Origin of the sequence: Serratia sp. CMO1 (assembly GCF_015689115.1) — a bacterium.
Lineage (GTDB): Bacteria > Pseudomonadota > Gammaproteobacteria > Enterobacterales > Enterobacteriaceae > Serratia > Serratia marcescens.
This window is the reverse complement of record NZ_CP065032.1, coordinates 2,528,746-2,547,689: the sequence shown is the minus strand read 5'-3', so window position 1 is coordinate 2,547,689 and position 18,944 is coordinate 2,528,746. Positions and strand designations below refer to the sequence as shown.

Annotated in this window: 19 protein-coding genes; 6 read left to right on the top strand and 13 right to left on the bottom strand. The window is 61.5% G+C overall.

The features are described from left to right. Positions 1-35: 35 nt before the first annotated feature. The 6 genes from IT763_RS12125 to IT763_RS12100 form a co-directional block, all read right to left on the bottom strand. Positions 36-941, bottom strand: coding sequence for an ROK family protein (locus IT763_RS12125; protein ID WP_049299361.1), 906 nt, complete (start codon positions 939-941; stop codon positions 36-38). Between the two features lie 18 nt (positions 942-959). Further along, positions 960-2,243: a Gfo/Idh/MocA family protein gene (locus tag IT763_RS12120; RefSeq protein ID WP_016927598.1), complete on the bottom strand. Its 1,284-nt coding sequence runs from the start codon at positions 2,241-2,243 to the stop codon at positions 960-962. Between the two features lie 20 nt (positions 2,244-2,263). Beyond that, on the bottom strand, positions 2,264-3,376 hold the full coding sequence (locus IT763_RS12115; RefSeq protein ID WP_197758302.1) for an ABC transporter ATP-binding protein: 1,113 nt from the start codon (positions 3,374-3,376) through the stop codon (positions 2,264-2,266). 21 nt (positions 3,377-3,397) lie between these two features. Next, complete coding sequence (locus IT763_RS12110; protein ID WP_049299359.1) at positions 3,398-4,216, bottom strand: carbohydrate ABC transporter permease; 819 nt, start codon at positions 4,214-4,216, stop codon at positions 3,398-3,400. A gap of 10 nt (positions 4,217-4,226) precedes the next feature. Beyond that, complete coding sequence (locus IT763_RS12105; RefSeq protein ID WP_015377976.1) at positions 4,227-5,168, bottom strand: carbohydrate ABC transporter permease; 942 nt, start codon at positions 5,166-5,168, stop codon at positions 4,227-4,229. 78 nt (positions 5,169-5,246) lie between these two features. Beyond that, entirely contained in the window at positions 5,247-6,500 is a 1,254-nt protein-coding gene (locus IT763_RS12100) for a sugar ABC transporter substrate-binding protein (RefSeq protein ID WP_049191746.1), read from the bottom strand. Between the two features lie 34 nt (positions 6,501-6,534). Between IT763_RS12100 and IT763_RS12095 the strand changes: the two genes are divergently transcribed. The 5 genes from IT763_RS12095 to IT763_RS12075 all read left to right on the top strand — a co-directional run bounded on the left by IT763_RS12095 (position 6,535) and on the right by IT763_RS12075 (position 12,187). Beyond that, a complete protein-coding gene (locus IT763_RS12095) occupies positions 6,535-6,906 on the top strand; it encodes a hypothetical protein (RefSeq protein ID WP_206194742.1) in 372 nt (123 codons plus the stop codon). Positions 6,907-6,965: 59 nt separating this feature from the next. Next, positions 6,966-8,636, top strand: a complete 1,671-nt coding sequence (locus IT763_RS12090) for a DUF4091 domain-containing protein (protein ID WP_016927603.1) — start codon at positions 6,966-6,968, stop codon at positions 8,634-8,636. Between the two features lie 155 nt (positions 8,637-8,791). Beyond that, entirely contained in the window at positions 8,792-10,513 is a 1,722-nt protein-coding gene (olsF, locus tag IT763_RS12085) for an ornithine lipid synthase OlsF (RefSeq protein WP_016927604.1), read from the top strand. A gap of 101 nt (positions 10,514-10,614) precedes the next feature. Then, on the top strand, positions 10,615-11,397 hold the full coding sequence (locus IT763_RS12080) for an N-formylglutamate amidohydrolase (RefSeq protein WP_079449766.1): 783 nt from the start codon (positions 10,615-10,617) through the stop codon (positions 11,395-11,397). 76 nt (positions 11,398-11,473) lie between these two features. Then, entirely contained in the window at positions 11,474-12,187 is a 714-nt protein-coding gene (locus tag IT763_RS12075) for a flagellar brake protein (protein WP_004938226.1), read from the top strand. A gap of 43 nt (positions 12,188-12,230) precedes the next feature. Here IT763_RS12075 and IT763_RS12070 read toward each other — a convergent pair whose 3' ends face one another. Genes IT763_RS12070 through IT763_RS12060 form a run of 3 tightly spaced genes read right to left on the bottom strand, consistent with a single transcriptional unit; the run spans position 12,231 to position 14,044 of the window. Further along, positions 12,231-13,073 carry a PfkB family carbohydrate kinase gene (locus IT763_RS12070; RefSeq protein WP_049299356.1) on the bottom strand — a complete coding sequence of 281 codons (843 nt, stop codon included), beginning with the start codon at positions 13,071-13,073 and terminating at the stop codon, positions 12,231-12,233. Between the two features lie 3 nt (positions 13,074-13,076). Next, entirely contained in the window at positions 13,077-13,793 is a 717-nt protein-coding gene (locus IT763_RS12065) for a glutamine amidotransferase (RefSeq protein ID WP_079449764.1), read from the bottom strand. Further along, a complete protein-coding gene (locus tag IT763_RS12060) occupies positions 13,790-14,044 on the bottom strand; it encodes a hypothetical protein (RefSeq protein WP_016927608.1) in 255 nt (84 codons plus the stop codon). The genes IT763_RS12065 and IT763_RS12060 overlap by 4 nt, the downstream gene beginning before the upstream one ends. 66 nt (positions 14,045-14,110) lie before the next feature. Here IT763_RS12060 and IT763_RS12055 point away from each other — a divergent pair, with 66 nt between their 5' ends. Beyond that, the gene (locus IT763_RS12055) at positions 14,111-15,415 is read left to right on the top strand and encodes an aminotransferase class I/II-fold pyridoxal phosphate-dependent enzyme (protein WP_193842808.1); all 1,305 of its coding nucleotides are present in this window, start codon (positions 14,111-14,113) and stop codon (positions 15,413-15,415) included. Here the strand turns inward: IT763_RS12055 and IT763_RS12050 are convergent. The 4 genes from IT763_RS12050 to ppk2 form a co-directional block, all read right to left on the bottom strand. Next, positions 15,412-16,398 carry an LLM class flavin-dependent oxidoreductase gene (locus IT763_RS12050; protein WP_049299352.1) on the bottom strand — a complete coding sequence of 329 codons (987 nt, stop codon included), beginning with the start codon at positions 16,396-16,398 and terminating at the stop codon, positions 15,412-15,414. The genes IT763_RS12055 and IT763_RS12050 overlap by 4 nt on opposite strands. Positions 16,399-16,536: 138 nt before the next feature. Next, entirely contained in the window at positions 16,537-17,373 is an 837-nt protein-coding gene (gene pbpG / locus IT763_RS12045) for a D-alanyl-D-alanine endopeptidase (RefSeq protein ID WP_206194741.1), read from the bottom strand. Positions 17,374-17,466: 93 nt separating this feature from the next. Continuing rightward, complete coding sequence (gene nudI / locus IT763_RS12040) at positions 17,467-17,892, bottom strand: nucleoside triphosphatase NudI (protein ID WP_004938207.1); 426 nt, start codon at positions 17,890-17,892, stop codon at positions 17,467-17,469. A gap of 120 nt (positions 17,893-18,012) precedes the next feature. After that, the gene (ppk2, locus tag IT763_RS12035; protein WP_016927613.1) at positions 18,013-18,927 is read right to left on the bottom strand and encodes a polyphosphate kinase 2; all 915 of its coding nucleotides are present in this window, start codon (positions 18,925-18,927) and stop codon (positions 18,013-18,015) included. Positions 18,928-18,944 lie beyond the last annotated feature (17 nt).

Genomic DNA, 18,944 nt, shown 5'->3' with positions numbered 1-18,944 from the left:
GATCGCTCGACAATCTCCGGGCTTTCACTGTTTTTTTATGCCGGCGCGCGTAAAAGCGCTGCGCCGCGCACGCCGCTGCTGTCACCGTGCACCGGCGGGAACACCGCCGCCGGCTCCATGCCCGGCAGCAGCCAGCGCCGCATCGCCGGCGGCAACAGCCGGTAAAGCTCGCCGACGTTGGACAATCCACCGCCCAGCACGAAGGCATCAACATCCAGCAGCAGCTGTAAGCCGGCCAGCGCGCTGGCCAGGATGTCGACGTAGATGGTCATCAGCCGCTGCGCGAGCGCATCACCGGCACGATAGCAGGCGACCAGCGCCGGCACGTCAGCGGCCGGATGGGCGAAATGGCGGCTCAGCGCCAGCAGCCCGCTGCCGGAGACGTAGCGTTCAAAGCAGCCGGTCAGTCCGCAGTTGCAGCCGAACAGCGGCAGATCGTAACGCTGCGCCAGCTGGGCCGAGATTGGCATATGGCCCCATTCGCCCGCCACGCCGCTGCGCCCCTTGTGCAGTTGCCGGTTCACCACCAGGCCGCCGCCGGCGCCGGTGCCGATGATGGCGCCGAACACCAGCGGCAGGTGCGCGGTTTGCGGCGTGCTGGCTTCCGACAGCGCGAAGCAGCGGCAGTCGTTCTCAATAGCGATCGGTCGCGCCAGCGCCTGCGTCAAATCATCCGCCAGGCAATGGCCGGTCAGGCAGGGCACGTTGACCGCCAACTGGCGGCGGCTGACGGGATCGGTGATCCCCGGCAAACCGATGCCGATGCTGCCGCGCGTGTGCAGTTCGCGATCCGCCTGCTCGACCAGCCCGGCGATGCAGGCCACGAACTCGCCGTAATCGCCGGTTGGGGTGCGCACCCGCTGGAGCAGCACCTGATTGAGCCGGCGATCGTAAGCGGCCATTTCAATTTTGGTGCCGCCGATGTCGAAGCCGTAACGCATCTCTGTCGTGGCCATGCTTTAGGCTCCACTCAGGGCGATCACCGCCGCCTCGCGGCGGGCGCGTTCGGCGGCAAACACCATCAGGTGGCTCTCCAGCGCTTCCGCCGGGCCGGCCAGCACCTGGCTCGGATCGTTGGCGCGAATGGCCGCGATAAAGTGCTGCATCAGGAAGTAGTCGCCGCCGCCGTGGCCGGCCATGGCGTGCAGATCCTGGCCGGCATCGGTGTCGTAATGCGTTTCGCCGTCGTCGAGGAACGAGGTGATGCGGATATGGCGGCCGTCGCCTTCCAGGCAGCCGCGGCTGCCAAAGATACGGGTGTGACGATCTTCGTGGCGGGTAAAGGCCGTCATGGTGAACGACGCGGTGCGGCCGCCGGCGAACTGCATGTTGACCACCTGATGGTCGACCACGTTATTGTCGCAGCGGTAGACGCAGCGGCCGTAAGGCCCGTCGCGCAGCGCCGCCCGCAGCGTCGTCTGGTCGGGTTCCGGCGTCAGCACGCGCAGAAAACCGGGCGTGGCCTTGTGATCGTCGCCCAGATAGATGCGTTTGGCGGAATAGGGGCAGTTTGCCTCTACCGCGCAATCCAGGCAGTTGTCCGCCGCGCCCGCCGGTTGGTTTTCCTGGCGGAAGTGGCGCAGGTTGCCGAAGGAGCTGACCTGTTCACAGGGTTGCTCCATCACGTAGCGGATCCAGTCGATGTCGTGGCAGGATTTCTGCAGCAGCATAAAGGCGGCCTGCCGATCGTTGCGCCAGTTGCCGCGCACGAAGGAGTGCGCCTGATGCCAGTAGCCGACCGGTTCCAAATGTTGCAGGCTGACGATGTCGCCGATCGCGCCGTCGCGCAGCAACTGTTTGAGCTTTTGGGTATAGCGGGTGTAACGCAGCACGTGGCCGACCGAGAAGATCAGCCGTTGGCGCGTCACTTCGGCGACGATGGCGCGGCACTCATCGGCGTCCGGCGACAGCGGTTTTTCCAGCAGCATGGCGTAGCCCTGGCGGGCGAAGGCCAGCGCCGGTTCCAGATGCATCTGATCCTGGGTGCAGATCAGCACCGCGTCGGCCAGCTTGCCGGCGTCGGCGGCCTGACGCCAGTCGGTGAAGACGTTTTCCGGCGCGATGGCATGCTGCGCCACGAACGGCTCGCGGTAGGCGTCGCGCGGTTCCGCTACCGCCACCACCTGCATCAAATCGGGATGCGCCAGCGCATAGCGCGAGTAGATTTCACCGCGCGCCCCGGCGCCGACCACCAGCACCCGCACCGGGCGATGGGCAAAGCTGTTGGGTTGTGTTGACGACATTGCTGGATACTCCGCTGTTGTTATTTGAGGTTTTGGCCGCTGAGCTCGTCGAACAAATGCGCGCGCGTCAGATCGAATGCCAGATGAATGCTTTCGCCGAGGCGCGGCTCCCAGTCCGGCAGCGACGCCATGCGCAGCACGAAGCGCAGATCGGCCAGTTCGCAGTGCAGCAGCTCTTCGTTGCCCATGCGCTCGATAGTGACGATCTGCGCCGGGAAACAGTTGGCGCTGCCGGGCGCGCACAGCCGCAAAGACTCCGGCCGGATGCCGAGACACACCCGCGCATGCGGGTAGTCCGCCAATTGCCGTTGCAGCGCCGGCGGCAGATCGAGCAGGTGCTGCAGGCCGATACGCAGCCGCACCGTTTGGCCGTCGCGCACGATCGCCAGATCGTGCAAATTCATCGACGGGCTGCCGATAAACTCGGCGACGAAACGGTTGGCGGGGTGGTGGTACAGATTGATTGGTTTATCCACCTGCATGATGGCGCCGCGGTTCATCACGCAAATGCGATCGCCCATGGTCATCGCCTCGACCTGATCGTGGGTGACGTACACCATGGTGGCGGCGGCGCCTTCTTGCTTCAGCTGGTTGTGCAGTTCGATCAGTTGCACGCGCATTGACACCCGCAGCTTGGCGTCGAGGTTGGACAGCGGCTCATCGAACAGAAACACCTTGGGTTTGCGCACGATGGCGCGGCCGACCGCCACCCGCTGGCACTGGCCGCCGGAGAGCTGGCCCGGCTTGCGCTGCAGCAGATTGGTGATCTCCAGCTTTTCCGCCGCGTCGCGCACCCGGCGGTCGATCTCCGTCTTGCTCTCTTTGCCGATCAGGCCGAACGCCATGTTCTTGTACACCGTCATGTGCGGGTACAGCGCATAGTTCTGGAACACCATGGCGACGCCGCGATCCTTCGGCATGCTGTCGTTGACGCAGCGATCGTGGATCAGGATCTGCCCCTCGCTGACGCTCTCCAGCCCGGCGATCATCCGCAGCAGGGTGGATTTGGCGCAGCCGGACGGGCCGACGAACACCATAAATTCCCCATCTTCAATGTCCAGATCGACGCCGTGCAGCGCGTGGAAACCGTTGGGGTACACTTTTTTAACGCTGTTTAACTGAATTCCGGCCATGTTGTTTACCTTGTCTGCGCGTTAGCCTTTCACCCCGGCGCTGGCGATGCCCTGGATGAAATAGCGTTGGAAAATAATGAACAGCATCAGCATCGGGATCACTGCCATCAGCGCCCCGGCCATCAGCAGCGGGTATTCCACCCCGGCGCGGCTGGAGAGCGAGGCCAGCCCTACCGGCAGCGTCAGCTTCTCGGTGGTGGTATTGACGATCAGCGGCCACATCAGGTTGTTCCAGCTCCACAGGCCGTTGATGATGACGCAGGCGATAATGCCCGGCCGGATCAGCGGCAGCATGATGCGCCAGAAGATGGCGAAGTAGCTGTAACCGTCGATCAGCGCCGCTTCCTCCATCTCCTTCGGCACCGCCAGGAAGAACTGGCGCAGCAGGAAGGTGGCGTAAACGCTGAAAATGCCCGGCAGCACCAACCCGGTGATGCTGTTGACCAGCCCCAGCTTCTGCACCACCAGGAATTGCGGGATCAGAAACGCCTGGCCGGGCACCATCAGGATCGACACGCACACCAGAAACACCGCGTCGCGGCCGCGAAAATGCAGGCGCGAGAAGCCATAGGCGGCCAGGGTGGCGATAGCCATCTGCAGGCTGACGGTGAAGAAGGTCGCCAGCAGCGAGTTGAGATAAAAACCGGCGAACGGGATTTCGTGCATCACCCGGCCGTAGGCCTGCAGGCTGGGATGCCCCGGCAGCAGCGTCAGCGGGATCTGGATGCTCTCGGCCTGGGTTTTCAGCGAGGTCACCAGCATCCAGATAAAGGGCACCACCGAGGCCAGCGCCGCCAGCCCCATAAACAGGTACACCAGCGTTTTCTTGCTTGCGTTCATGTGCAGCTCCTCAGCTGACTTTCAGGCGCTTGCCGATCGCCATTTGAATCAGGGTGATCACCAGCGTGACGGCGAACAGCACCACGGTGATGGCGGAGGCGTAACCTTTTTCCTGCAGGTAAAACGCGTACTTGTAGAACAGGTTGGTGACGGTCATCACGTCGTTTTCCACCAGCGCGCGGTCGAACATCAGGAACACCACGTCAAAGACTTGGAGGATCTCGATAAAGCTCATCACCGACACGAAGAACAGCGTCGGCACCATCATCGGCAGCGTGATGCAGAAGAAGCGCCGCAGGGTGCCGATGCCGTCGATATCCGCCGCTTCGTACAACTGGCGTGGAATGCTCTGCAGTCCGGCCAGCAAAATGATGATCTTCAGCGCCAGCGACGACCAGATGATGATGATGGATACGCTGATGCGCACCACGTCCGGATCGGACAGCCAGGCGACCGGCGCAATGTGCAGCAGGCCCAGCGCCTGGTTGATCAGGCCGAAGTCCTTGTTGAACAGCCATTGCCACACCATGGCCACCGCCGCGGGCATGGTGACCGCCGGCAGGAACAGCAGGGTGCGCAGCAGGCCTTTGCCGCGGATATTCTGGTTGAGGCCGATCGCCAGCAGCAGCGACAGGCTCAGGCTGATCGGCACGCAGACCACCACGTAGAACAGGGTGTTGGCGGCGGCGGTGTAAAAGTCGTCGTCTTCGAACAGGTTGAGATAGTTATCGACGCTGATGCTGCTCCAGCGCATGAATTGGTTGAGATCGGTAAAGCTGTAAAAGATGTTTTGCAAGAAGGGGATCAGGTAAAACACCGTCACCCCCAACAACAGCGGCAGGATCATCACCCAGCCCCAGAAGCGCTCGGCGCGTTCGAGCCGATTGAGCGCGGGACGGGCGGTGCGCCGGGGGTGTTTCAGGGTGACCGTAGCCGTTTCTGCCAGCGACATGTTGCCATTCCTCACCTATGACGTTCAGCGTGGTTCCCCCGCGGCGCGCGCTCGGGGCTGCGCGCCGCGGCGGGGTGATTACTGCTCCATGACGCGCGCGATCTTCTTGACCGATTTGTCCATTTCCTGCTTAGCGTCCGCGCCCATAAAGATCTTTTTCAGGCTGGCGATCCACATGTTTTGCCACTTCGGCGTATTGGTGCCGGCGGTGGGGTAAGCCTGGGTCACTTCAAGGGTCTGGATATAAGGCGTGACGTCAACCTTTTGGATCTGCTGCGCCCAGACCTTGGCCGCCGTCTTGTTGGCCGGGATCACCACCTTGGCCAGCTCCGCCTGCGAGGCTTCGCTGCTCATGAAGGCGATATATTTCCAGGCGGCCTGCTTGTGGGCGCTTTTCGCCGACATGGCGAAGGCCAGACTGTGCGCCACGCCGGACTGGCGTTCAATTTTGGGCATCATCACCACGCCGATGTGGTCGTTGATCAGCGGGTTATTGGCGAACGGCGCCGCCAGCCAGGAGCCGGCATAGACCATCGCGGCGCGGTTGGACTGGAAGATATTCTCGGTTTTGACTTCGCTCATTTGCTGGGCGCTTGGCATCAGGCCGTCTTTCATCATGCCCTGCAGCTGTTGGTAGACCCAGAGGGATCTGTCGTTGGCGATGTCGGTGGGCTGGCCGTCTTTCGGCACGATGTGGTTGCCGTTTTGGAACAGCAGGTTCATGTAACTGTCCTGGCCGTCGATGCTGAGATCCATCACCAGCGGGAAGGCGGCGCCTTTCAGCCCGTTTTTCAGCGCGGCGGCCTTGCTCTTCAGATCGTCCCAGCTCCAGTCGTTGGTGGGGTAGCTGACGCCGGCCTGATCGAACAGCTTTTTGTTGTACCACACGGCGATGGAATCGACGTCGCGCGGGATGGCCATCTGCTGACCGTCATACTGATAGGCTTTCACCGAGCTGGCGACCACGTCGTCCAGCTTAAGGCCGCTGTCCTTAATATAGGGCGCCAACGGCTCCATAATGCCGTTTTTGGCGTACTGCACAAAATAAGGCATATTGATCCAGAATATATCTGGCGCTACGCCGCCGGCGGCGGCGGAATCTAATTTAACGAAATATTGCGCCGAGGGGGTTAATTCTATTTCTATTTTTATATCCGGATTGGCCTGTTCAAAGCGCTTGGCAATCTCCTGTTCGGCGGGTAATTGATTTCTGTCCCAAACGGCATAGCGCAAAGTTATTTTATCTGCGGCATGGAGCAGCGTGGGTAATAATAATGCGCTGGCAAGAATAGAATGCGCCAGCAAGCGGCCGGTATTTTTTATCGGTGACATTGCTTTCCCCTCGGTGAGCGACGAATAGCGTTTTTTGCAACGTAAATTCTTTCTATCCCTTAACTTTCAATGTGTCAATACACCCCCAAACGCCCAAAAATGGGGCGTCAATGTTTCGTTTTTGTTAAAATCGAAAGGCTTTCACGGTCAAGTGAAAGGTGCTCTTGTTCACATTTCATTAACCTTTATGCGGGGTTTTTCCCCGGTGGCGCGGCATTTAGCGGCCTTCGCAGGCATAGGAATAACTGATAACCCTTGCACCATAATGGGGATTAAAAATATTTTTATTGTGCAAGCTTCAGCTTCTTTCATTTTTGTGATGCAAATAAACAAAAAAATCTTGCTGAGGCTGTCCAGGGAGGGCGCGCAAACGTTTTTTATTGCCGGCTATTGTTTGTGTCGATAAAAGACGCTAGCCTGAATCTCACAACACTTATTCATCCATAATAAAGAGGGCGGAATATCATGCGCCTGTCTCTGGTATTTACGCATTGCCTGGAGAAAGTATTTCATCGCCAAAATATGCCGCCCATTGCCGTGGAAAATCGGTTGAGCGGGTTAAATAACGAGGTGCTGTCCTGGCAGGCGGTGTACTGTTTGCAAACCCCGGGCAACGAGACTCGCCATGAGCTGTGTTATCAACTCGACGGGCCGCTGGCGGAGTATATCAGCGTGCGCCAGGTGCAATCGGTGCCGAGCGGTTTTCCCTGTTATCGCGAGACCGATGAGAATTACCTGACGACTGAGCCGGGCTTATTTCCCGATCCGCTGATACCGCTGCCGCAACGGCGTTTTTTTGCCGCCTGCCGCTATTATGGCAGCCTGTGGTTGACCCTGACGCCGCCGGCCGACACGCAACTGGCCGGCGACTTTCCGTTGACCCTGCGGCTGCGGGATGCCCAGAGCGGCGAGGCGCTGGCCGAGGCCACGCTGACGCTGCATCTGGTGCCGGCGGCGTTGCCGCCGCAAACGCTGTTGCACACCGAGTGGCTGCACACCGACTGCCTGGCGGATTACTACCGTCTGGCGGTGTTCAGCCCGGATTACTGGCGCGCGGTGCGCAACTTTGTGCGCTGCGCGGTGCATAGCGGGGTCAATATGCTGCTGACGCCGCTGTTTACGCCGCCGCTGGATACCGCCGTCGGCGGTGAACGCACCACAGTGCAGTTGGTGAGGGTGTCGCGTTCCGCGCAGGGGTATCGCTTCGATTTCAGCCGCTTGGCGCAGTGGGTGGCGTTGGCGCAGGAAGAGGGCATCGAGCACTTCGAAATCGCGCCGTTGTTTACCCAATGGGGCGCGGCGCATGCGCCGAAGATCGTGGTGGAGGAGCAGGGCGAGGCGCGACCGCTGTTCGGCTGGCACACCGATGCGCAGGGCGAACCGTATCAGCGTTTCCTGCAGGCACTGCTGCCCGAATTGACCGCCTGGTTCCGCGAGCGGGGGTTGGAACGACAGGTGTGGTTCCATGTTTCCGATGAGCCGACGCTGGACAACCTGGCGGCCTACCGGCGCGCCAGCGCCGCGCTGCTGCCGCTACTGGATGGCTTTCGCACTTTCGATGCGCTGTCGGATTTCGCTTTCTATCAGCGAGGCCTGGTGGAAATCCCGGTCGCCGCCACCGATCATATTGAGCCCTTTATCGAACACCGGGTGCCTGGCCTGTGGGCCTATTACTGCTGCGTGCAGAAGACCGAGGTCGCCAACCGGTTCTTCGCCCAGCCTTCGGCGCGCAACCGCATATTGGGCGTGCAGCTCTATCTGTACCGCATCGCCGGCTTCCTGCATTGGGGATTCAACTTCTATAACAGCGCCCATTCGCTCGAACGTATCAATCCTTATGCCGTGACCGACAGCGGCCATGCGTTTCCCTCCGGCGATCCGTTCGTGGTCTATCCGGGCGATGATCTGCAGCCGGTGGAGTCGCTGCGCCTGCGGGTGCTGCATCAGGGGCTGCAGGACATGCGCGCGCTGCAACTGCTGGAGAGTCTGACCGACCGGCCGACGGTTGAGGCGCTGATCGAACGCGAGCTGGGCATGCGCATCACCTTCAAGCGTTATCCGCACCAGGCCGGGCCGCTGCTGCGCCTGCGCGACGCGGTAAACCGCCGCATCGAAGCGTTGCTGGCGCCGATGTGAAGGCAAGTGGGGGCGAAAATGCGTCTTTCGCTCCCAATTCGCCATTACTTTGCTATACCTGATAGTCGATGGATTCACTTTATTGTCATGTAACTGACACGTCAGAGTCATGGCTCTGGCTTAAGTTTGCAGCGACTACGTCAGGAGATAACGCGATGTTCAGCCTGGATTCTCTGTTGCAAGATGCATTTCCACACCGCAATACCCCTGCCTGGCAGCGCAGCCTGCTAAGAACCCTTCTCTTCGAAAAAGAATTCAAGCAGTTCGCCGCCGATTATCCCCACCTGAAAGGGCTCGATCTGATCGAGCAGGTGGTGGACTACTTTAACCTCAGCTGCGAACTGGTGGACGGCGATCTGGAAAACATCCCGAGCCAGGGGCCGGTGGTGCTCGTGGCCAATCACCCGATCGGTTCGCTCGACGGCCTGGTGCTGCTGCGCGCCGTTGCGGCGGTGCGCCCGGACGTGAAAGTGGTGGCCAGCCAACTGCTGACCTACATTGAACCGCTGCGCAGCCTGTTCGTGCCGGTGGATAACGTCGCTTATAAAACCAGCCGCAAACAGATTGAAGGCATGCAGCAACAACTGGACAATCAGGGCGCGCTAATCCTGTTCCCGGCCGGCGAAGTGTCGCGCATGAGCCCGAAAGGCATCCGCGACGGCCACTGGCATACCGGTTTTCTGCGCCTGGCCGCCAAAGCGCGCGCGCCGATCGTGCCAATCCACATCAGCGCACGCAACAGCAACCTGTTCTACTTTACCTCACTGGTCTACCGGCCGCTGTCGACGTTGCTGCTGGTGCGCGAAATGTTCCAGCAGCGGGGCGGGCGCATCAAGATCCGCGTGGGCGGCCGCGTGCCGTTCGCCAACTGGCACGACGGCCACACCAGCGCCAAGGATCTGGCGGAGCGTTTTCGCCGCCACGTCTATCGCCTGGGCCAGGGCAAGCCGGGGCTGTTCGCCAGCGAGTCGCCGATCGCGCTGCCGGAAGATCGTCTTGAGCTGAAAAAGGCGCTGGCGAACTGCGAACGGTTGGGGGTAACGCCGGACGGTAAAACCATCTATCTCTACCGTCGCCATGACGAAGCGCGTACGCCAATCCTGCGCGAGCTGGGGCGCCTGCGCGAGATCGCCTTCCGCGCGGTGGGGGAAGGATCCGGCCGCCGCCGCGATCTGGACAGCTACGACGACGATTACTACCACCTGGTGCTGTGGGATGAGGAGGAGTTGGAGATCGTCGGCGCCTATCGCTTTATCCCTACCGCCGAACAAATCGCGCGCAAAGGGCTGGAAAGCATCTACAGCAACAGCCTGTTCCATTATGACCGCGATATGGAACCGATCCTGGCGCAGGGCATTGAGCTGGGGCGCAGCTTTATTCAGCCGGCCTATTGGGGCAAGCGCGGGCTGGACTATTTGTGGCTGGGCATCGGCGCCTATCTGTCGAAATACCCGCAGTACCGCTATCTGTTCGGCCCGGTGTCGATCTCCGGCGGCATGCCGCTGGCAGCACGTGACTTGCTGATCGCCTTCTATCGGCTCTATTTCTCGCCGGATCACGCGTTCGGGCAGTCGCGGCGGCCTTATCCGGCGTCGCTGCCGCAGGTGCTGGCGCAGTTTGCCGGAGACAACTATCAGGAAGATCTGGTGCGGCTGAAGAGCCTGCTCAGCAATATCGGCTGCTCGATCCCAACGCTGTACAAGCAGTACACCGAGCTGTGCGAGCCGGGCGGGGTACAGTTTATCGATTTCGGCACCGATCCGGCGTTCAACAACTGTATCGACGGATTGGTGCTGGTGGATACCACGCGGCTCAAGCCGTCGCGGTATCAGCGTTATATCGCGGTGCACCAGCCGCAGCCGGCCGAGACGGCATGACTATAGTCTGACTCATGCCTTTTTGATCTAAGCACGACCTTGGGGCCGGCGAGGGGATAGCGCTACGATAAACGTTTTGCTTTCCACCGCCGGAGCCTGTCATGCCCCATTCGTTTATCCCGCCGCTATTGTCCGACGATGAACCGCCCGCCGCTGCCGTTGAAATCCCGCGCGGCAAAGCGCCCTTTTTGCTGCTGTGCGATCACGCCGGCAAGGCGATACCGCAATCTCTTGGCGATCTCGGTTTGCCGCCGGGGGAGATTGAACGCCACATCGGCTGGGATATCGGCGCGCTGAGCGTGTCGCGCCATCTGAGCCGCCAACTGGACGCCACCCTGATCCACCAGCGTTACTCACGGCTGGTGATCGACTGCAACCGGGCGCCCGGCATCGCCAGCTCGATCCCGCATTTGTCCGAACTGACGCCGATACCCGGCAATATCGGTATCGACGCCGCGCACGCGCTGGCGCGCGAGCGTGAGGTGTTTTTGCCGTATCACCACGCCATCGACGATCATTTGGGGCAACGTCAGCTGCGCGAACTGCCGACGGCGGTGATCGCCATGCACAGCTTCACGCCGGTGTTCAAAGGGGAATCGCGCCCCTGGCAGGTGGGGCTGCTGTTTAATCGCTACCCGGAATTTGCGCTGCTGCTGGCCGAACTGCTGCGCGAAGAGGGGGATTTGCAGGTGGGGATCAACGAGCCCTATGCAATGACTGACGCCACCGACTACACGTTGCCGGTGCATGCGGAACGGCGCGGTTTGCCTTATGTCGGCATCGAAATCCGCCAGGATCTGATCGCCGATGAACGCGGGCAGCAGGCGTGGGCGAAACGTTTCGCACGCCTGCTGCCGCAGGCCTGGCAGCGCTGGCAAATTTGACTTTAGGAATATTCCCAGAGATGATAACCGTAAGGAATACGTAATACGTCATTAGAAAAAAAGTCAGGAGAGACGTGTGGAGCACAGCGATAACGGACTGTTTATCAAACGGGAGCGTTTTGAAGTTCTGGCGATTCTGCGTGAAATTTGCAAACAACGCACGCCGCTGCGCGTAGAAAATCAGCAGCACCGGTTTCAAAGTCTGTTATTGAGCGTCGGGCCGGACAATATCGTGTTTAGCGGTGAGGAAGCGGAAAACGCCATCGACGGCGCCTGCACCATCGTGATTGAAAGCCACGACGCCAAAATCGAGTTTTCCGTCGGCCAGGCGGAATTGACCGAACATCAGGGCGTCCAGGCCTGCTCGACCCGGCTGCCGCAGGAGTTGGTTTACATCCAGCGCCGCCGTCAGTTCCGCATCACCACGCCGCACTGGCGCCAATTCTTCTGTACCGGCGAATACCCGGACGGCACGCCGTACGAGCTGCGGATCCACGATCTGTCCGCCGGCGGCGTCGGTTTGCGCTTCGACGGCCCGCTGCCGGATTTCTTCCAGCCAGGCCTGCAGTTCAAGAAAGCGGAGTTGGATCTGGGCAGCTACGGCAGCTTCAAGGTCAACATGGAACTGGTGGTGGTCAACGACGATCAGGAAACCGACGATAACGATCAGGTGGTGCACTTCTCGCGCCTGTCGTGCCGTTTCCTCAAGCTGGGGCTGGCGATGGAACGCAAAATTCAGAGCGCGGTGTTCGCCTTCGAGCTGGATTTCAACAAAAAGAAAAAACGCTGATAGGTATCAGGGGCGGCACGCTGCCCCTGACTCTCCACCGGCCTTACGGCTTTAACGCCCGCAGGCTGCCGATCTCTTCCCAACCGAAATGCGCCGCTTCGGCCAGCACGTCGCACACTTCGCCCCCGGCGGCGACCACGGCCGCGTCGAGCGCGGCGCCGCGCAGCAAATGGCTCACCAGCAGTGCGGTGAACAGATCGCCGGTGCCTTTGACCGCCGATTTAACCTTCGGATGGGTAAAGCACTGCGTTTCCTGCCGGGTGACCAGCATCAATCCCACCTCGTCTTCGCGCTGCGCGACGCCCGGCGCGCTGGTGACCAGCACCCATTCGGTGGTGTCGTTCAACAGCGCCTGCGCGGCGCGTTGCGTCTGCTCCCGGCTGCTCAGAGAGCGGCCGCACAGCTGCTCCAGTTCGAAACCGTTCGGCGTCAGGCCGTTGGCCAGTCGCAGGAACGGCGAGCGATAGCAGTTGACGATGCGCTCATCCACGTAGATCCCTTCGCCGTAATCGCCCATCACCGGATCGATATAAATCCTTATCTGCGGATTGAGGGCGCGCACCCGCTGCAGCCAGTTGGCCAGAATATGGCACTGCATCACGTCGCCCAGGTAACCGACGATCACCGCCCGGGTGCGTTTCATCACGCCGCGGGCGATCAGATCGTCGAGAAAACCGCCGAACCACTCGCCGGAGATGACGCCGCCGTGCGGCTTGCCGTAATAGGGCGGGCAGCCGAACAGCACGCTGGGCACCTGCAGCGCTTCCAGCCCCTTTTTCAGCAGAGCGCGGTAGGCGATGCCGTTGCCGACGCTGCCGTAGACCACCTGAGATTGAATGCTGATCACGTCGATGGACGGTGACCGCAAGGGTGAAGCCTGTTGCATGAGTTACATCCTTGGTTCGTTATTATCCAGCCAGCGGGCGAACACCTGCCGCGCGCGCTGTTCCAGCTGTGCGCCGTGGCGCGCCGCCTGTTCGCGCAGGCTCTGGGGTGAGATGTCGGCCAGTTCCAGCTCGCAGGCATGGCCAATCAGCCAGCGTTCGATATCGCGGTGATCCGCCTCCAGATGGAACTGCAGGCCGAGCGCGAACCCCTGATAGTCGAAAGCCTGATGCGGGCAAATCGCCGTGCCGGCCAGGCAGCGGGCGCCGTCCGGGATCATGAACATATCTCCGTGCCAATGCAGCACCGGCGTATCGGCCAGCGGCGCCAGCACCGAGTCGTCTTGTGCCGCGAGCGTGGTCAGCGGGGCGAAGCCGATCTCTTTGACGCCGAGCGAGATCACGTCGGCGCCCAGCGCCTGGGCGATCACCTGCGCGCCGAGACACACCCCGAGGGTCGGTCGCCGCTGCGCCAGGCGCTGTTTGACCAACGCCAATTCATGGTCGAGAAAATCGTAGCGCTGCTCACCGGAAAAGTGCTGGGCGGCGCTGATCGGCCCGCCGAGCACCACCAACAGATCGGTCTCTTCATTATTGATAGCACGAATATCATCGCGGCCGGCATCGTAATAATCGATCTGATAGCCACGCAGCGAGAGCAGGGAACCGAGGATACCCAGGTTTTCAAAATTGACGTGTCGAATGGCGACGGCTTTTTTCATTGTTTAACCTCGCTAGCGTGGGTGAACGGCGTCAGCGCCAGCGACTCGCCCAGCACCGTGATGCCTTGCGCGCCGCTCTGGTAGACGATGCGGCGTTCGCTGACCTGGCTGAGCTGCACCTGATAACCCTGCGCGGCCGGGAACAGCGCGCACGCCTGTTCCAGCTGATCGGCTGCCCAGGGGGTGAACATCTGCAGGCGGGCAAAGGCTTTTCCTGCATACTGAATGTCGAGCACGTAATGTTTATCCATGGAACCCCTTACTTTTGGCCGCGGAAACGGGTAATCTTATTTGAACTAGTACAAAAGGATTTATGTATGACTTCATTGTATGCAAAAGGCGGCGGCGCTGTCCAGATTGCCGAGCAGATCGCCGCACGCATCAAAGACGGCGCGCTGCGGCCGGGCGAGCTGTTGCCGCCGGTACGCCAACTGGCGGCGGAGCTGGAGGTCAATCCGAATACCGTCGCCAGCGCTTACGCCCGATTGCGCGATGCCGGTCTGGTGGCGACGCGCGGGCGGGCGGGAACGGTGGTGCTGGAGCCGCCGCTGGCGGCGGTGAGTGCGGCCTATACGCCGCGTCAGGTGCCGGCGGGGATGTGCGATCTGGCCAGCGGCAATCTGGATGCCGCATTGTTGCCGGCGTTGGCGCTTGGCGCGGCGGAGGCGTTCCCGCAGCAAAATGGTTATGACATCAGCGGCGATCTGCCGGCATTGACCGATCTGGGGCGCGAGTGGCTCGGCCGCCAGGGCGTCGCGCTGGGGGAGCCGGCGGTGTTCTCCGGCGCGCTGGATGCGATGGAAAAGGCGCTGCGCTGCCATGTGCAGCCGGGCGCGGCGGTGTGGGTGGAAGATCCCTGCTGGCCGCCGCTATTGACGCTGTTGCGCCACCTGCGTCTGCGGCCGCTGCCGCTGGCGGTAGATGAACAGGGTTGTCGGTTGCCGGAAAGCGGGGCGGCCGGCGCGGTGATCCTGACGCCGCGCGCCCACAATCCGACCGGCGTCTCGCTCTCTGCGCAACGCGCGCAGCAGTGGCGGCGTTTTCTGCGCGACAATCCGCAGTGTCTGGCGATCGTCGACGATTTCTGGGGGCCGTTGTCGCAGCAGCCGCTGCATCTGCCGTTCGACGGCGATCGCGGCCTGTATGTGCTGTCGCTGAGCAAGTTTCTCAGCCCGGATCTGCGCATCGCGCTGGCCTGCGGTGACCCGACGTTGCTGCAGGCGATGCGCGCCGATCAGTACATCAGCGAACGCTGGGTCAGCCATATCTTGCAGCAGATCGCCGCCAGGCTGTGGAGACAGGCCTTGCAGGAAGGGCAACTGCAGCGGGCGCAACAGGCATATCAGGCCAGAAGGGATGAACTGGTGCAGCGGCTCAATGCATTGAATCACACGGCGCTGGCGGTGGGTGAAGGGCTGCATCTGTGGTTGCCGGTGCGGTCGGAAACCGCCGCCGCGCAGCTGATGGCGCAGCGGGGGTGGTTGGTGCAGGGCGGTGAACCTTTCCGCCTGAAGGGCGGCCCGGCGCTCCGCGTCAGCCTGGCTAACGTCACGCCGGCGCAGTTGGCGCCACTGGCGCAGGATCTGACCGACGCCATGCGGGCCGGGGCGGCGATCAACTAGGCCGGCGTCAAACTCTCCTCCGCCAGTAACTGCAGCGAAGCTAACCGGGCGGCCGGTTCGGCGATCGGCGTGTCGATGATGAACTCATCCACGCCGTACTGCTGCTGCAGCTGCGCCAGTTGCTGATGCACCTGCGGCGCGGTGCCGAGCAGAACATGGCTTTCTCGCGGCTCGATGCGGTAGTCGGTGGCGCCGGCCTGTTGCACGAAACTCTCGGCCTGGGCCAGGCTGCCGACGGTCACGCTCTGCTCACCGGCGACGTGCACGCGGTATTGCTGAATATCCGCCGCCAGCATCGCGGCCTGCTCCGGGCTCTGCGCCACGATCGCCGCCACCGCCAGCAGCCCCTTGCGGCCGCCGCTGTGTGCGGTGTAGTGCTCCAGCGCTTCTCTAATGTCTTGCGGATTGCCGTTCAGATGCGCGGCGAACACGAAGGCCCAGCCGGATTCAGCCGCCAGCGTCGCGCTCTCTTTACTGGCGCCGAGCAAAAAGCGCTGGGCGGCGTGCGGCGGCAACGGCGTGGCGCTCAGGCCCGGTTCGGCGTCGTCGTTCAGGTAAGCGGTCAACTGCGACAGCTGCTGCGGGAAGGCCGGTTTGTTTTGCCGGTCATGGGCGGCCTGCAGCGCCTGGGTGGCGAGCGGCAGCCCGCCGGGCGCTTTGCCCACCCCGAGATCGACGCGCCCCGGCGCCAGCGCCGCCAGCAGGTTGAAGTTTTCGGCCACCTTGTAGGCGCTGTAGTGCTGCAGCATCACGCCGCCGGAGCCGATGCGAATGCGCGACGTTTGGCCGAGCAGATAACCGATCAACACCTCCGGCGACGGGCAGGCGAGCTGCGGCGTATTGTGGTGTTCCGCTAACCAGAAACGCCGATATCCCCAGCGCTCCGCCTGTTGCGCCAGATGCAGCGTGCGCGCCAGCGCCTGCGCGGCGCTTTCCCCTTCGGCGATCGGACTCTTTTCCAATATGCTCAAGGCATAAGCCATTTTCCCGCTCCTTTCCTCATCAGATATGCCAGACAAATACCATGTGGGCGGCGTGCGCCTTAATACTGATTGGCGATAGGATATTCCATTGATCCAAAACGGATTTGGATATGCGCAGAACGGTAAAGCGCCGCGGTGTTACCCCTCGAGCCAGGCCTTCAGACGAATGGCGTCACGGTAGTGGCCGTAACGCGGCTGTGCGCCGAGCAGGATCATCACCACCGGCTGCCCTTTGATGGTGGTGCGCATCACCAGGCAGTGACCGGCCTCGTCGGTAAAGCCGGTTTTCTGCAGCTGGATCTTCCAGGCGGGGTTGTTGATCAGGCCGTTGGAGCTGCGGTAAACCAACTGGCCGCGGCCGGGGCGCACGATCTGCTGCTTGTCGGTGCTGAAGCGGCGAATCGACTGATAGCGATAGGCGTGATTGACCATCTTCAGCAGATCGTTGGCGCTCGCCACGTTGCGCGGCGTCAGCCCGGTCGGATCGTAGAAGCGGGCGCGTTTCATGCCGATGGCGCGCGCTTTCTGATTCATTTTCGCCACGAAGGCCTTGCGCCCGCCGGGATAACTGCGGCTCAGCGCGGCGGCGGCGCGGTTCTCCGAAGACATCAGGGCGATGTGCAGCATGTCGCGGCGGCTGAGCACCGAGCCGATGGTCAGGCGCGAATGGGTTTTCTTCAGCAGATCGCGATCGGCGGCGGTGACTTTGAGCTTGCTGCCCATCGGGCGTTTGCTGTCCAGGGCGACCATGGCGGTCATCAGTTTAGTGAGCGAGGCGATCGGCAGCACGCGGTTCGGCTGCTTCTGATAGAGGGTCTTTCCGGTGCGTTGATTGACGACCAGCACCGATTTGGCATTCAGCACCAGCGGCGGTGCAGCGGCATGCACGGGCGCCAAAACGAACAGCAGGCTGAACAGCAGGGCGGCGCCGAAGCGCCGGACAGGCAGACGGAGAAAAGCGTGAGATAAAAGCATAACGGCGGCAATAGTGACCCTAAGTGATTAAAAAATATCAAAAGAGTCTGCCGGGCAAATGTGAAGGAAATAGGGCGATAATCGCTCAAACTGTTACAACAATCCCTTTTGCCGCAGGGTGAAGCGGGTGGCCTCGTTCAAATCGTAGTCCGCGAGACGCTCGCGCGGCACCCAGGCGTAGTCGTCGAACTCGTCGTTGATCGTCACGTCGCGGTTGGCGGCATGGCAGTCGAAAATCAGGTAAATCATGTAGATTTGCTCCCGGCTGCCGTCGGCGTAAGTTTTGATGCGCACGTCATCGCGGAAAGTCCAGGGCGTGATGTTGTCGAGGATCAGCGCGGCGCCCAACTCTTCGCGCACTTCGCGTCGCAGCGCCTGTTCTATTTGTTCACCCGGCTCGACGCCGCCGCCGGACAGCGCCCACTGGCCGGGAAATACGCCCTTGTGCGCCGCCATTTTGCACAGCAGGAAGGCGTTATCGTTTTCAATCAGCGGGCAGACAATGATGCGTTGGCGCATGGAGGACTCCTGTCAAAATGGAAAGCAACCACTTTAACATGGGGTCTGGCCCCTTAGCGTGAGAGAAATCAAAGCGTTGTATTTGCGCAGAGCTGCGGCAACCGCCTCTCTGCGCTACGGTCAGTAGATTTCCGGCACCACCATGTTGTCCGGCACCGGGTTACGGTGGTACTCCGGGCTGCGTTTGCGCTGCGGCAGCGTGATGACGTTGCCTTCGGCTTCCTCATAAGGCACCTGTTGCAGCAGGTGGGTGATGCAGTTCAAGCGGGCCTTTTTCTTGTCGACGCCCTGAACCACCCACCAGGGCGCCTCGGCAATGTTAGTGCGCGCTAACATGATTTCTTTGGCCTCGGTGTAGTCTTCCCAGCGGCGGCGGCTTTCCAGATCCATCGGGCTGAGCTTCCACTGCTTGAGCGGATCGTGAATGCGGCTGAGGAAACGCAGCTCCTGCTCCTCATCGGTGATCGAAAACCAGTATTTGACGATTTGGATGCCGCTGCGCGTCAGCATTTTTTCGAATTCCGGCACGCTGCGGAAAAACTCCTCGTACTCTTCGTCGTTGCAAAAGCCCATCACGCGTTCCACGCCGGCGCGGTTATACCAGCTGCGGTCGAACAGCACCATTTCGCCGGCGGCGGGCAGATGCGCGATATAGCGCTGAAAATACCACTGGGTGCGTTCGCGGTCGTTCGGCGCCGGCAGCGCCGCCACGCGACAGGTGCGCGGGTTGAGACGCTGGGTGATGCGTTTGATCACGCCGCCCTTGCCGGCGGCGTCGCGGCCTTCGAAGAGGATCACCAGCCGGTGGCCGGTGCGCATCACCCAATCCTGCAGCTTCACCAGTTCGCCCTGCAGGCGCAGCAGTTCGCGGAAGTATTGTTTGCGCCAGGCTTTCTTCGCGTCGCTGTCGACTTCTGCCGCGTCGAAGCGCAGGTCGTCCAGCTCCATTTCCAGCTCTTCATCGTAGCTGTCGTAAAATTCTTGCAGCAGGCGCTGGTTGAAACCGTCATCGCGGTTGAATTCATGCATGGTCATCAGATTTTCTCCGTGTC

Excerpts from the sequence above, each read along its gene's own strand:
- IT763_RS12055 (WP_193842808.1), top strand. The coding sequence starts at position 14,111 with ATGACTTCATTGTATGCAAAAGGCGGCGGCGCTGTCCAGATTGCCGAG.
- IT763_RS12060 (WP_016927608.1), bottom strand. The coding sequence starts at position 14,044 with ATGGATAAACATTACGTGCTCGACATTCAGTATGCAGGAAAAGCCTTT.
- olsF (WP_016927604.1), top strand. The coding sequence starts at position 8,792 with ATGTTCAGCCTGGATTCTCTGTTGCAAGATGCATTTCCACACCGCAAT.
- IT763_RS12110 (WP_049299359.1), bottom strand. The coding sequence starts at position 4,216 with ATGAACGCAAGCAAGAAAACGCTGGTGTACCTGTTTATGGGGCTGGCG.
- IT763_RS12120 (WP_016927598.1), bottom strand. The coding sequence starts at position 2,243 with ATGTCGTCAACACAACCCAACAGCTTTGCCCATCGCCCGGTGCGGGTG.
- IT763_RS12090 (WP_016927603.1), top strand. The coding sequence starts at position 6,966 with ATGCGCCTGTCTCTGGTATTTACGCATTGCCTGGAGAAAGTATTTCAT.
- IT763_RS12100 (WP_049191746.1), bottom strand. The coding sequence starts at position 6,500 with ATGTCACCGATAAAAAATACCGGCCGCTTGCTGGCGCATTCTATTCTT.
- pbpG (WP_206194741.1), bottom strand. The coding sequence starts at position 17,373 with ATGCTTTTATCTCACGCTTTTCTCCGTCTGCCTGTCCGGCGCTTCGGC.
- IT763_RS12080 (WP_079449766.1), top strand. The coding sequence starts at position 10,615 with ATGCCCCATTCGTTTATCCCGCCGCTATTGTCCGACGATGAACCGCCC.
- ppk2 (WP_016927613.1), bottom strand. The coding sequence starts at position 18,927 with ATGACCATGCATGAATTCAACCGCGATGACGGTTTCAACCAGCGCCTG.
- IT763_RS12050 (WP_049299352.1), bottom strand. The coding sequence starts at position 16,398 with ATGGCTTATGCCTTGAGCATATTGGAAAAGAGTCCGATCGCCGAAGGG.
- IT763_RS12115 (WP_197758302.1), bottom strand. The coding sequence starts at position 3,376 with ATGGCCGGAATTCAGTTAAACAGCGTTAAAAAAGTGTACCCCAACGGT.
- IT763_RS12065 (WP_079449764.1), bottom strand. The coding sequence starts at position 13,793 with ATGAAAAAAGCCGTCGCCATTCGACACGTCAATTTTGAAAACCTGGGT.
- IT763_RS12125 (WP_049299361.1), bottom strand. The coding sequence starts at position 941 with ATGCGTTACGGCTTCGACATCGGCGGCACCAAAATTGAAATGGCCGCT.
- nudI (WP_004938207.1), bottom strand. The coding sequence starts at position 17,892 with ATGCGCCAACGCATCATTGTCTGCCCGCTGATTGAAAACGATAACGCC.
- IT763_RS12070 (WP_049299356.1), bottom strand. The coding sequence starts at position 13,073 with ATGCAACAGGCTTCACCCTTGCGGTCACCGTCCATCGACGTGATCAGC.
- IT763_RS12105 (WP_015377976.1), bottom strand. The coding sequence starts at position 5,168 with ATGTCGCTGGCAGAAACGGCTACGGTCACCCTGAAACACCCCCGGCGC.